This is a genomic window from Parasphingomonas zepuensis, assembly GCF_036663735.1.
Taxonomy (GTDB): domain Bacteria; phylum Pseudomonadota; class Alphaproteobacteria; order Sphingomonadales; family Sphingomonadaceae; genus Sphingomonas.
Genome location: NZ_JAXOJO010000001.1, coordinates 1,159,308 through 1,171,392, shown reverse-complemented (window position 1 = coordinate 1,171,392; position 12,085 = coordinate 1,159,308). Strand labels below are relative to the sequence as shown.

The 12,085-nt window shown below is 67.1% G+C and carries 14 protein-coding genes and 1 tRNA gene; 10 read left to right on the top strand and 5 right to left on the bottom strand.

Features of this window, described 5'->3' with window-relative positions:
- The first annotated feature begins 129 nt into the window (after positions 1-129).
- Positions 130-585 (top strand): nuclear transport factor 2 family protein, encoded by a 456-nt coding sequence (locus U1769_RS05600; RefSeq protein WP_332713095.1) that lies wholly within the window; start codon positions 130-132, stop codon positions 583-585.
- 193 nt (positions 586-778) lie between these two features.
- Here the strand turns inward: U1769_RS05600 and U1769_RS05595 are convergent.
- A tRNA-Leu gene (locus U1769_RS05595) sits at positions 779-865 on the bottom strand.
- Between the two features lie 115 nt (positions 866-980).
- On the opposite strand from U1769_RS05595, the gene U1769_RS05590 reads away from it, so the two are divergent.
- On the top strand, positions 981-2,381 hold the full coding sequence (locus tag U1769_RS05590; RefSeq protein ID WP_332713092.1) for an MATE family efflux transporter: 1,401 nt from the start codon (positions 981-983) through the stop codon (positions 2,379-2,381).
- On the opposite strand, the gene U1769_RS05585 is transcribed toward U1769_RS05590, so the two are convergent.
- Positions 2,332-3,087 carry an MJ0042-type zinc finger domain-containing protein gene (locus tag U1769_RS05585; protein WP_332713089.1) on the bottom strand — a complete coding sequence of 252 codons (756 nt, stop codon included), beginning with the start codon at positions 3,085-3,087 and terminating at the stop codon, positions 2,332-2,334. The genes U1769_RS05590 and U1769_RS05585 overlap by 50 nt on opposite strands.
- A 162-nt stretch (positions 3,088-3,249) precedes the next feature.
- Here U1769_RS05585 and ftsE point away from each other — a divergent pair, with 162 nt between their 5' ends.
- Genes ftsE through U1769_RS05565 form a run of 4 tightly spaced genes read left to right on the top strand, consistent with a single transcriptional unit; the run spans position 3,250 to position 6,096 of the window.
- Positions 3,250-3,966: a cell division ATP-binding protein FtsE gene (gene ftsE, locus U1769_RS05580; protein ID WP_332713086.1), complete on the top strand. Its 717-nt coding sequence runs from the start codon at positions 3,250-3,252 to the stop codon at positions 3,964-3,966.
- Positions 3,963-4,856 carry a cell division protein FtsX gene (locus U1769_RS05575; protein WP_332713084.1) on the top strand — a complete coding sequence of 298 codons (894 nt, stop codon included), beginning with the start codon at positions 3,963-3,965 and terminating at the stop codon, positions 4,854-4,856. Before ftsE ends, U1769_RS05575 begins: the two co-directional genes overlap by 4 nt.
- Positions 4,856-5,389, top strand: a complete 534-nt coding sequence (locus U1769_RS05570; RefSeq protein WP_443030175.1) for a YdcF family protein — start codon at positions 4,856-4,858, stop codon at positions 5,387-5,389. The genes U1769_RS05575 and U1769_RS05570 overlap by 1 nt, the downstream gene beginning before the upstream one ends.
- On the top strand, positions 5,386-6,096 hold the full coding sequence (locus tag U1769_RS05565) for a lysophospholipid acyltransferase family protein (RefSeq protein WP_332713080.1): 711 nt from the start codon (positions 5,386-5,388) through the stop codon (positions 6,094-6,096). Before U1769_RS05570 ends, U1769_RS05565 begins: the two co-directional genes overlap by 4 nt.
- Before the next feature lie 6 nt (positions 6,097-6,102).
- Here the strand turns inward: U1769_RS05565 and U1769_RS05560 are convergent, their stop codons facing one another.
- Positions 6,103-7,011: a prephenate/arogenate dehydrogenase family protein gene (locus U1769_RS05560; RefSeq protein WP_332713077.1), complete on the bottom strand. Its 909-nt coding sequence runs from the start codon at positions 7,009-7,011 to the stop codon at positions 6,103-6,105.
- Positions 7,012-7,363: 352 nt separating this feature from the next.
- Here U1769_RS05560 and metX point away from each other — a divergent pair, with 352 nt between their 5' ends.
- The 4 genes from metX to U1769_RS05540 are packed head-to-tail and all read left to right on the top strand — an operon-like array spanning position 7,364 to position 9,977.
- The gene (gene metX, locus U1769_RS05555) at positions 7,364-8,485 is read left to right on the top strand and encodes a homoserine O-acetyltransferase MetX (RefSeq protein WP_332713074.1); all 1,122 of its coding nucleotides are present in this window, start codon (positions 7,364-7,366) and stop codon (positions 8,483-8,485) included.
- The gene (locus U1769_RS05550) at positions 8,485-8,925 is read left to right on the top strand and encodes a GNAT family N-acetyltransferase (RefSeq protein WP_332713071.1); all 441 of its coding nucleotides are present in this window, start codon (positions 8,485-8,487) and stop codon (positions 8,923-8,925) included. The genes metX and U1769_RS05550 overlap by 1 nt, the downstream gene beginning before the upstream one ends.
- Complete coding sequence (gene metW / locus U1769_RS05545; RefSeq protein ID WP_332713068.1) at positions 8,918-9,508, top strand: methionine biosynthesis protein MetW; 591 nt, start codon at positions 8,918-8,920, stop codon at positions 9,506-9,508. The genes U1769_RS05550 and metW overlap by 8 nt, the downstream gene beginning before the upstream one ends.
- A 58-nt stretch (positions 9,509-9,566) precedes the next feature.
- Complete coding sequence (locus U1769_RS05540; protein WP_332713066.1) at positions 9,567-9,977, top strand: response regulator; 411 nt, start codon at positions 9,567-9,569, stop codon at positions 9,975-9,977.
- Here the strand turns inward: U1769_RS05540 and U1769_RS05535 are convergent.
- On the bottom strand, positions 9,964-11,511 hold the full coding sequence (locus U1769_RS05535) for a sensor histidine kinase (protein WP_332713063.1): 1,548 nt from the start codon (positions 11,509-11,511) through the stop codon (positions 9,964-9,966). The two genes, U1769_RS05540 and U1769_RS05535, sit on opposite strands and share 14 nt — an antisense overlap.
- 22 nt (positions 11,512-11,533) lie before the next feature.
- Positions 11,534-12,082 (bottom strand): single-stranded DNA-binding protein, encoded by a 549-nt coding sequence (ssb, locus tag U1769_RS05530; RefSeq protein WP_332713060.1) that lies wholly within the window; start codon positions 12,080-12,082, stop codon positions 11,534-11,536.
- Positions 12,083-12,085 lie beyond the last annotated feature (3 nt).

Sequence of the window (12,085 nt, the reverse complement as noted above, 5' to 3'; positions counted from 1 at the left end):
AAGCGTTGCGATGGGGCGATCGCGGCGAACCGACCATCTCGCGGGGGAGCAGATGCCGGCCGAGCATGTTGACATTGTAAACATCAATGCTATATTGACGCTGTCAACATCACCGGAAGGAGTTTCACCATGTACCACGCCATCGTTCGTCGCCAGGTTCGCAAGATCTTCGAGGGTCTGAGCCGGGGCGACTGGGAATCAGCGCTGGGCGGGATGGCCGATCGATTCGAGCACATCTTCCCCGGCGACCATGCACTCGGTGGCACGCGGCACACCAAGGGCGGCCTGCGCGCCTGGTTCCAGCGTCTGTTCAGGGTCCACCCAACGCTTCGCTTCGAGATCAAGCACATCGCGTCGAGCGGCACGCCGTGGGATACGACCGCGGTCATCGAATGGCGCGACTATGCCGTCATGGCCGATGGCGACACCTCCTATGTCAATGACGGCGTCCACATCATTCGCCTGCGCTGGGGCAAGATCGTCAGCCTGCACCCCTATCTCGACACGCAGAAATATGCGGCCGCGCTGCGGCGCCTCGCCGGCACCGGTTTTGCAGAGGCGGCTGCCGCACCGATCGAGGACTGATCGACCGGATGATTCGGCAGGCCGTTTTGCTACCGCCGCGCGCAAGCGCCGCAAGAATGTTATGGAGAAGATCGCGGGCAAGGCGTCGCGGTCAACCGCGTTCACCAGTGGCCAAAGGAAAATGGTACGAAACCGTGCCATTTTCCGCCGGCTTGAGGTGCCGGCGCTCGATATTCCAGTCCACTGGACTGTGTGGTGCGGCCGAGAAGACTCGAACTTCCACGGGCTTTCGCCCACAACGACCTCAACGTTGCGCGTCTACCAGTTCCGCCACGGCCGCACGTGAAACACCGCCGGACAACCCCCGGCAGCTGGTAGGCGAGCGCCCCTAGCAAGGCCAAGGCGCATTGGCAACCGCTCTATCCCACCGGGCCGTCCGTCGCTAGCAGGGCAGCATGCCCATTGCCCCTTCCCGTCCGATCGGTCCCCCTCCGATTGGGGCGGAAACGCGGCGCATCCTCGCGCTGGCCTGGCCAGTGATGCTGACCAGCCTCAACTGGACGATCCTGCATGTCACTGACGTGATCGTTGTCGGTCTGTCCGGCACAAGCGAGGTGGCGGCGCTGGGGGCGAGCCGCTCGCTCACCTTCGTCGCGATCGTCGCGGGGCTGGCCGGCCTGTCTGGCGTGCTCGTGTTTACCGCGCGGGCGGATGGCGCCGGCGATCTGAAACGCAGCGGGGCGGTGCTGCGCGAAGGGCTGGCGCTGGCGCTTGTGCTGGGCACCGTGGCGGCGGCCGTCCTGCTCTTTTTCGCTGCGCCTTTGCTGGCGGGCATCGGCGTCGCGGACGATCTCGTGCCCCGGGCGGCGCGCGTCGTGCAGGTGATGGGCCTGTGCTTTCCGTTCCAGCTGATCATCGTCGCGGCGAGCTTCTTCCTGGAGGGCATCAGCCGACCGCGCCGGGTGATGACGGTCAATCTCGCCATCCTGCCGATCAACGCAGTGCTCGCCTGGGCGCTGTCGGGCGGGCATCTCGGGCTGCCCGTGCTCGGCGCGGTCGGCGCGGCTGCGGCGACCGCGATCGCTTCGGCCCTGGGGGCCATCGGGATGGTCGGCGCGGTATGGACTCTGCCCCGCGCCAGGGTGCGCGGCGTGCACGATCTCTCGCGCGCTGCCTGGCGCGGCGTGCCGGCTGGCGCTGTCCGGCTGGCACTGTTCGGCGTGGTGCCGGCGATCGCTTCCGCGCTCGAGCTGGCCGGCTTCTCGATCCTGATCGCCCTTTCCACCCGCCTGGGCGATGCGTCTTCCCACGCCTTCCAGATCGTCTTCTCGATTCACAACGTCACCTTCGCCGTCGCGCTCGGCCTCGGGTCGGCGACCGGGGTGCGTGTCGGCAATGCGGTGGGAGAAGGCGAGCCGCTGCAGGCTTTTCCACGCACGATGATCGCGGCGACGGTCGCCGCGCTGCTCACCGGGCTGCTCGCGTTGTTGCTGGTCGTCGGCCGCGGGGGTGTTGTCGCCCTGTTTCCGGCGACGGCCGAGGTACACGGGCTGGCGCTGGCAATGGTGCCCCTATGGGCGCCCTTCATCCTGTTCGACGGAGTACAGGTGGTGTTCGTCTATGCGCTGCGCTCGCTCGGTGACCAGGTCGTGGCGGGGTTCAACAGCGTCATCGCCTTTTTCCTGGTGACGGGTGGGGCGGGCTGGTGGCTGGTCCATGGCGGCGCCGGCGTGTCTGGACTCGTCTACGCGTCAGGCATGGGCATGGTCGCAGCGACGCTGCTGCATGGCGGCCGCTTCCTGCTGGTCAGTTCGCGGCTTCGCCAGAAAAGCTCAGCACCAGTTCCTTCGAATTGACCGGTACGTCGAGCTTCGCGCTGTTGAAATCGATCGAGCCGCGCGGCGGCAGGAACATCGCCTCAGGCCGGATCGTCCAGCTATAGACCAGGCGGTGCTGCGCATCCTTCAGCTCGACGCGGATATCGGGGACGTGCTGGCGCTGGTCGGTCGGATTCACGACGCGGCCACTGATCGCGAACATCTCGTTGCCATTGTCGAGATCGCGCCGTTCGATCGGGTTGTTGACGATCTTCAGCGGCGTTGCCGGCGGGCCGATCGGCAGCCCGAACTGCGTGGCCAGCCCGGGCGCCCCCGAATAAAGGATGGCGGCCGCCCCCAGCAGCATCGCGAGGCCGGCGACGAACGCCGCGATGATCCAGCGCCGCGCGGGATTCCGGCGGGACTGGAAGGGCGGCGGTTGGAGGAAGCTGTCGTAATCGGGCGCCGTGCCGGGCGGCGCGATCACGACGTCCGGCGGTGGGGGCGGCGGAATCTGGGGCGCGATCGGCGGTGGGGGCGCGGCGGGCAGCGCGGATGGCGGAGTGGGCGGCGGCGGTGGCGGTGGCGCGCTCTCGGTTTCCGCACGCGTTATCAGATCGAGCACCTGGCCGGCCTGGAACCAGCTATGTTTGCAGCTCGCGCACCGCACCGTCCGCCCATCCGGGCCGACCGCCGAATCCGGGACGAGGTAACGGGTCCTGCACTGGGGGCATTCGAGGATCATTTATGGCCGCTTCCGACGTTCCGGGCCGCCCGGTGCCTGTCCCGAATCTAAGCACGCACCGGCGCCTCGTGGCAAGTGTTTCGGGTGGCCCTCCTTGTGGCACGCGCCCGGAACGTGCGATGGCGGGCCGGGGCATCAGTAGAAGCGAGCGTAGCGCCGATAATGGCGAATATCGTCCAGTTCGAGAATGTGGGGCTGCGCTACGGCACGAGCCAGGAGACGCTGTCCGACGTCAGCTTCACGCTGTCGACCGGTTCCTTCTACTTCCTCACCGGGGCCAGCGGCGCCGGCAAGACCTCGTTGCTCAAGCTGCTCTATCTCTCCCAGCGCCCCACGCGCGGGATGATCCGGCTGTTCGGCGAGGATGCGGTGACGTTGCCGCGCAAGCGGCTGCCCGGCTTCCGCCGCCGGATCGGGGTGGTGTTCCAGGATTTCCGCCTCGTCCCGCATCTGTCCGCCTATGACAATATCGCGCTCCCGTTGCGGGTCTCCGGCGTTTCCGAAAGCGATATCGAAGCACCGGTGCGCGACATGCTGGCCTGGGTCGGCCTGTCCGACCGGGTCAAGGCGAAGCCGCCGACATTGTCGGGCGGCGAGCAGCAACGGGTGGCGATCGCGCGCGCCGTGATCGGCCGGCCCGAGATCCTGGTTGCCGACGAGCCGACCGGCAATGTCGATCCCGACATGGCGGAACGGCTGCTCCATCTGTTCGAATCGCTCAACCGGCTGGGCACCACCGTTGTCGTCGCGACTCACGACTTCCACCTGCTCGGCCGTATTCCCGATGCGCATATGATGCGGCTCGACAAAGGCCGGCTGCTCGACCCGACCGGCTCGCTGCGTTTCCCGCCCGCGCCGCCCGCAGGTTCGGCGCAATGAGCGTCCGAATGATCACCGCGGCGGCCGATCGCCGACTGCTCGACGAGCGCCGCGGCACGCGCGCCATGCTGTGGATCATGGCGATCATGCTGTTCCTGACGGTGCTTGCCGCCGCCCTCGGGCTCGGCACGTTGAGCGCGGCGAAGCTGCTCGATCGCCAGCTCGCCGGGCGGCTGACGGTGCAGATCGTCGAGCCCGCCGAGCGTGCCAGGGCCGAGCAGACCGCCAGCGCGCTGGCCACGCTGCGTCGTCTCCCCGAGGTAACGCGCGCCAGCGAGGTCGACCGGGCGGAGCTTGCCGCCCTGCTCCGCCCGTGGCTCGGTCCGGACGGGGCCGATCCCGATCTGCCGGTGCCGACGATGATCGACGTCGATCTGGCAACCGGCAGCGACACCGCGGTCGCGCGGGTGAAGGCGGCCGTGCGGGCAGTGGCGCCGGCCGCGCGCGTCGACCGGCATGAGACCTGGATGTCGCCGGTCAGCAATCTCATGAACATGGTCACATTGCTGGCCGCCGGGCTGGTGGTGCTGATCGCCGCGGCGACTGGCGCAGTCGTGATCCTGGCGGCGCGCGCCGGGCTGGAAACGCACCGCGATACGATCGAGGTGCTGCATATGCTCGGCTCGACCGATATCCAGGTCGCGCGGCTGTTCCAGCGGCGGATCGCGCTCGACACGCTGGTCGGCGGCGCGCTGGGCACTGCTTTCGCCGCCGGCATGGTCGTGCTGGTCGGTTTTCAGCTCGCCACGCTCGGGTCGGACCTGCTCACTGGCCTGCAATTATCGGTACGCGACTGGATTTTGCTTACCATGCTGCCGATCGCCTTCGCCCTGCTCGCCACCTATGCCGCGCGGCTCGCGGTGCTCGGTGCCCTGAGGCGGGTGCTGTGATGCTCCGCATCATCGGCGCAGCGGTGCTGCTATGGGCGCTTGGCTTCGCGCTGTTCCTGCTCGCCATGCCCAAGCCGCTCGACAATGCGACAACTGACGCCATCGTGGTGCCGACCGGCGGTGCCGGCCGGATCGATCGCGGCATCGTCCTGCTCAAGGCCCATGCCGCCAAGCGCATGCTGGTGACCGGCGTCGCGCCCGAAGTGCGGCCGGCAGAGCTGGCGCATGAATATCGCGAGGCGCCGTCGCTGTTCGCCTGTTGCATCGATCTCGGCCGCGAGGCGGTCGACACGCGCTCCAACGCGGAGGAGACGGCGGCATGGGTAAAAACGCACGGCTATAAGTCGGTGCGTCTCGTCACCTCCGACTGGCATCTTGCCCGCGCCCGGCTCGAGCTGACCAACGTGCTCGGCGACGATGTCGAAGTGCTCGGCGATGGCGTGCCGAGCAATCCGCGGTTCGGGCTGCTCGTCACCGAATATAACAAGCTGTTGCTGCGCCGTGCCGCGCTGTGGCTGGGGATCGGTCCATGACCTGGCTTCGTACCATCCTGTTCATGATCGTCTTCTACGGCATCTCGATCCCGATCGTGTTGCTCACGCCGGTGACGGCAGCGTTCGGCCGCAAGGCGCTGATCGTCCACACCCATATCTGGACCAAATTCCACGGCTGGGCGACCGAGCACATTCTCGGCATCCACCGCCGCGTCGAAGGCGAGCTTTTTGCCGACGGCCCGGTGATCTATGCCGCCAAGCACCAGGCGATGTACGAGACGCTCGAGCTGGGACGGCTGCTGCGCACGCCGGCGATCGTCATGAAGCAGGAACTCGCGTCGATCCCGGTCTGGGGCTGGGCGGCAAGACGTTATGGCGTCATCGTCGTCGATCGCGAGGCCTCAGCCGGCGCGCTGCGCCGCATGGTGCGCGAGGGCCAGGCGGAACTGGCCCTCGGCCGCTCGATCCTGATCTTCCCGGAGGGCACCCGTGTCGCCCCCGGCGATCAACCGCCGCTCCGCGCCGGGTTCGCCGGGCTCTACCAGATGCTCAAGATTCCGGTGATCCCGGTCGCGATCGACAGCGGGAAGGTCTGGCCCAGGCATGGACCCAAGCATGCGGGCGTGGTGACGTTCCGCTTCGGCGAGCCGATCCCGCCCGGCCTGCCGCGTGCCGAAGCCGAGCGGCGGGTCCATGCCGCCATCAATGCGCTGGAAGAAGGGTACAGCCCGACGTCAGCGGCCTGAACGAGGCTATTCGTGGGTCCGGCCGAAATCGGGCGCCGGATCGTCCTGGCCCTGTTCGATGATGCCGCGCCGGATCGCCCGGGTGCGGGTGAACAGGTCGAACAGCTCGTCGCCCTTGCCCCAGCGGATCGCGCGCTGCAGCGCGGACAGATCCTCGGAGAAGCGCTGGAGCATGTCGAGCACTGCCTCGCGATTGGCCATGAACACGTCGCGCCACATGGTCGGGTCCGACGCGGCAATGCGCGTGAAGTCGCGAAAGCCGCCCGCCGAATATTTGATCACTTCGCTGCGGGTCACTTCCTCCATGTCGGATGCGGTGCCGACGATGGTGTAGGCGATCAGGTGCGGCAGATGGCTGGTGATGGCGAGCACGCGGTCATGGTGGCTCGGCTCCATGGTCTCCACTTCGGCGCCAAGACGTCGCCAGAATTCGCTGACTCGCTCGACCGCTACGGGATTCGCGCCCTCGGGCGGGGTGACGATGCACCAGCGCTTGTGGAACAAGGTAGCGAAGCCGGCCTCGGGCCCGCTGCGCTCTGTGCCGGCGACGGGGTGCGCCGGAACGATCGTTGCGCCGGGCAGCGCAGCGGTCAGCGCGCGCAGCACGTCTTCCTTGCACGATCCGACATCGCTGATCACGGCATCGGCGGGCAGGTCCGCCGCGATTTCCGCGCCGACCCCGCCCATCGCGCCGACGGGCACGCACAGGATGACCAGATCGGCATCGATCACGGCGGCGCCGGCCGAATCGGCAACATCGTCGAACAGCTGGAGCCGGTCGGCAATCTCGCGCACCTCGGCATCGGCATCATAGCCGGTCAGCCGCACCGTCGGCATGTGCACGCGCACGGCGCGGGCAATCGAGGAGCCGATCAGGCCAATGCCGATGACGGTGATGCGCGCGAAGGGAAGCATGCCGCCCGCATGGATCATGGCTTTCGCTAAGGCAAGCTGGCGCTCGGCCAATCCCGCCGGCGCAACGGGGCCGGATACTGCACGCGGCGCGGCACCTGTACCTCCGCGAGACACCTTCATGACGCCATGACGGCAGAAGGCAGCAATTGCGATGCCGTGCCGGGAAGCCGACCCTGGCCGTCGCGATGGATGGCCACATCCGGCGACGCACGCCGCCGCTTGAACGCCGGCGCTTCGCGGCCTAACGCACTCCATCCGTTCGCCATGTCGACGGCCCCGTCGTCAGCGACGGCGGTTCGACGGGCGCAGCACGAGCGGGTTGGGGAATGGGCCGGCGGTTTGCGGATCTCACATGACAGCTGATGGACGCTTCGGGCTTGCGCGCCACGTCACCCTGCCCGGGCCGCTGAAGCTCGATGGCGGCGCCCTGCTGTCGCCGGTAGAGATCGCCTATGAAACCTATGGCACGCTCGATCCGGACGGCGGCAACGCGATCCTGATCTGCCATGCGCTGACCGGCGACCAGAATGTCGCGAGCAACCATCCGATCACCGGCAAGCCGGGCTGGTGGGTGCGCCTCGTCGGGCCGGGCAAGCCAGTCGATCCCGAACGGCACTTCGTGATCTGCGCCAATGTGCTCGGCGGCTGTACCGGCTCGTCGGGGCCGGCGACGATCAATCCGGCCACGGGCAAGCCCTGGGGCATGACCTTTCCGGTCATCACCATCCGCGACATGGTCCGCGCCCAGGCGATGCTGCTCGATCATCTCGGCGTCGACACGCTGGCGGCGGTGATCGGCGGCTCGATGGGCGGCATGCAGGCGCTCAGCTGGTCGGCGACCTTTCCGGATCGGGTGCGCACGGCGGTGGTGATCGCCTCGGCGGCGCGGCACACCGCCCAGAATATCGCCTTTCACGAGGTCGGCCGTCAGGCAGTGATGGCTGATCCCAACTGGCGCGGCGGCGACTATTACGCGTCGGGTGATCCGCCGGCGGCCGGCCTCGCGGTCGCGCGGATGGCGGCACACATCACCTATTTGTCGGAAGCCGGGCTCACCGAGAAATTCGGGCGCCGGCTGCAGACCCGCTCGGCCAAGAGCTTCGGCTTCGACGCCGATTTCCAGGTGGAAAGCTATCTGCGGCACCAGGGGATCAGCTTCGTCGACCGGTTCGACGCGAACTCCTATCTCTACATCACGCGGGCGACCGATTATTTCGACCTGGCCGAGGAGCATGGCGGGCAACTGGCCAACGCGTTCAGGGCGAGCAAGGCGCGCTTCTGCCTGATCAGCTTCGATACCGACTGGCTCTACCCGACGCCCGAATCGCGCGCGATCGTCCATGCGCTCAATGCTGCCGGGGCGCCGGTCAGCTTCGTCGAACTGCACAGCCCGTTCGGCCACGATGCCTTCCTGCTCGATTCACCCGGGATGAACCGCGTGATCGATGGCTTCCTGCGAGCGGGGGAGCGCTGATGCATCCGGACTATTATTTGTCCGACGATCCGGCGCTGCTCCGGATCGACGCCATCCATGGCTATCTGACGCGGAGCTACTGGTCGCCGGGGATCGGCCGCGATCTTGTGGCGCGGGCGATCCGGGGTTCGCATTGCGTCGGCGTCTATCGCGCCGCCGACGGGACGCAGATCGGCTTTGCGCGGGTCATCACGGATCACGCCACTTTCGCGCACCTCGCCGACGTCTATGTGCTTGAAGAGCATCAGGGCCGCGGGATCGCCTCGGCGATGCTCCGCTATTTCCACGATCATCCGCGGTTGCAACGGTTGCGGCGCTGGACGCTCAATACGCTGGACGCGCACAGCCTGTACGAGCGGTTCGGCTGGACCCGGATCGAGGGGCCGTTCATGCAGCGCCACGATCCGGATGCGTCGCGGGAGCAACCGACTCATGGCTGAGCTCCGCCCCGATCTTGCGATCATCGCCGATTCGGTCGCGCCGGGCAGCCGCGTGCTGGATGTCGGTTGCGGGGACGGCGCGCTGATGGCGGCGCTGCGCGACACCAAGGGGGTGGACGCCCGGGGCCTGGAACTCGATGCCGGCAATGTCGCCGCGGCGGTGTCGCGCGGCCTTTCGGTGATCCAGGGCGATGCCGATTCGGATCTCGCCGATTATCCCGATGCCAGTTTCGATTATGCGATCCTCAGCCAGACGCTGCAGACGACCAGGCGGCCGGACGTGGTGCTGGATCATTTGCTGCGGATCGGCCGGCGTGCTTTCGTATCCTTCCCGAACTTCGCGCACTGGCGCGGGCGGACGTCGCTGATGTGGGGCGGGCGCATGCCGGTGACTCGGCTCCTGCCCGAGCAATGGTATGATACGCCCAACATCCACCATGTCACGATCGATGATTTCCGTGCCTTTGTGAAAGGCCGCGGCATCACCGTCGAGGGCGCCTGGTTCCTCTCGGCCGGCAAGCGCACGACCTCGGCCGCGGCGAACTTCCTCGCAGAACATGCGGTGTTCCTGCTGAGGAATTGATCTGGATCAGGAACTCTGCCGGGGCTCGCGTGTTGACGACTTGAACCCAGAGGAAATCATGTCAGCTACCGCCCTTATTGTCGAAGACGAAATCTTCGTGGCGCTCGATCTCGAGCGGATCCTGACGGACGCGGGCTACCGCGTCAAAGCAATCGCGGCTGACAGCACCGGCGCGATCGAGGCCGCCGGCGATTGTCACTTCGCGCTGGTCGACGTCAATTTGCGCGACGGCCCCACCGGGCCGGGCCTCGCCGAGAAGCTCGCACGCGACTACGGTGTGAAGGTTATCTTCGTAACGGCGAATCCAGCGCAGATCGGCCCTGTGCCGGGTGCGCTCGGTTATATCCGCAAGCCCTTTTCCGAAGCCGCGATCCTGGCGGCGGCGGCGATGGCCAGCGCCGGCACCCCGCATGGCGATCCCGCCAATGACGATCTCGTGCTGCTGAACCGCGACGTCAGCGGCGGCTGAACGCTCGTTCCGGCACTTCGATCGTCACCACCAGGCCCTCGGTTGGCCAGTCGCGGGTGAGCTTGCCGCCGAGCTGACGCACCGCGCTCATCTCCATCAGTTGCGATCCGAAACCGGCGGTACCCAAAGGTGCGGTGACCGGCGGGCCGCCGGTTTCGGCCCAGCGCAGCACGATGGCACCGTTCGCAGTATCGATATCGACGGCGATCCGCCCCGCTTCGCTGACCAGCGCGCCATATTTGGTCGCGTTGGTGGCCAGTTCATGGAACAGCAGGGCGAGCGGCGTTGCCGATCGGTCGTCGATCTCGACATCGCCGCCGGTGACGGCAATCCGCTCCATCTCGACTGACTGATAGGGGCGGAACAGCTCGCCGAGCAGGCCGTGCAGGCTGTTCTGCGCGACCGCCGGGCGAGACTTCGCGCTGTGCGGGCGGACGAAATCATGCGCCCGGCCAAGCGCGGTGATTCGCTCCCGCAGATCCTCGGCGACGCTTGCCAGTTCGGGCTTGGTCCGTGCGGCGAAGCCGACCAGCCCGGCGATCACCGCGAAGATGTTCTTGATGCGGTGGCTCAGCTCCTGCGCGATGACCTCGCGCTCCTCGTTCGCCAGGGTCTGCTCGTGAATGTCGGTGCACGTGCCGAACCAGCGGACGATCGCGCCCGATTCGTCGCGAAGCGGCAGCGCCCGGCCCAGTGTCCAGCGATAGGAGCCGTCAGCGCTGCGCAGGCGATATTCAATCTGATAGGGCTCGCCTGTCTCGAGCGAATGGCGCCACTTCTGCCAGGCATGCTCCTGATCGTCGGGGTGGAACATGCCGTTCCACTCCACGCCGTCCGTCGATCCCTCCGGCATGCCGGTGAACTCGTACCAGCGGGCATTGTAGTAATCGTGATAGCCGTCAGGCAGGGTCGACCACACCATCTGCGGCATCGAATCGGCAAGCACGCGGAACCGGCTATGGCTTTCGTTGAGCGCGCGGTGCGTGGCATTCTCGGTCTCGCGCCACGCGGCCGCATCGCGGCTGTCGCGCAAACGCGCCATCACGGCTTCGGCCAGCGTGGCCAGGCCCTGGCGCTGGAGCGGGGTCAATCCGGCGCGCGGGACCGTATCGATCACGCAAAGCGAGCCGAGTGGGACGCCGTCATCCGCGACGAGCGGCGCGCCCGCATAGAAGCGGATGAACGGTTCGCCCGTGACGAGCGGGTTCTCGGCGAACCGCGCATCCGTCGTCGCGTCGGGCACGATCATGATATCGCGCTCAAGCATTGCGAACGCGCAGAAACTGGTTTCGCGCGACGTTTCCGTCGCGTCGATCCCGGTGCGCGCGATGAAGCTCTGGCGATGCTCCTCGACCAGGCTGATCAGGGCGATCGGCGCCTCGCACAGGGCGGCCGCGAAATCGGTGATCTGCTTCAGCCCGTCGCTGTCGCGCAGCGAGTCGATGTCATGTGCGGCAAGCGTTTCGGCGCGTGCTGCCTCGTCGATCAGCCATTCTGATGGTGCGGCCGGGACGGCCGAGGAATAGTCGGTCATTGCCGATGAACGCGCGAAACGATCAGAAGGGCACGTCGTCGTCGAGATCGTCCGCAAAGCTGCTGCTCCCGCGGCTTGCAGGTGCACCGCCGCCACGGCTCGCACCGCCGCCATAGCCGCCCGGGGAGCCGCCGCCGAAATCGTCGCTGCCGCCGAAATCGTCACGCTGGCCGGCACCGCCACCAAAGCCGCCGCCGCCCGATCCGCCACCGCCGCCCGGGGCGCCGTCGAGCATCGTCAACACGGAGTTGAAGCCCTGCAGCACGATCTCGGTCGAATATTTGTCCTGGCCCTGGGCGTCCTGCCACTTCCGGGTCTGGAGCGCGCCTTCGATATAGACCTTGGATCCCTTGCGCAGATAGCGCTCGGCGACGTTCGCCAGGCCTTCGTTGAAAATCGCGACCGAATGCCATTCGGTCTTTTCCTTGCGCTCGCCGGTGTTCTTGTCCTTCCAGGTGTCGGACGTGGCGATGCGCAGGTTCACCACCTTGCCGCCGTTCTGGAACGAGCGGCTTTCGGGGTCGCGCCCCAGATTGCCGACGAGAATGACCTTGTTGACGCTGCCCGCCATATG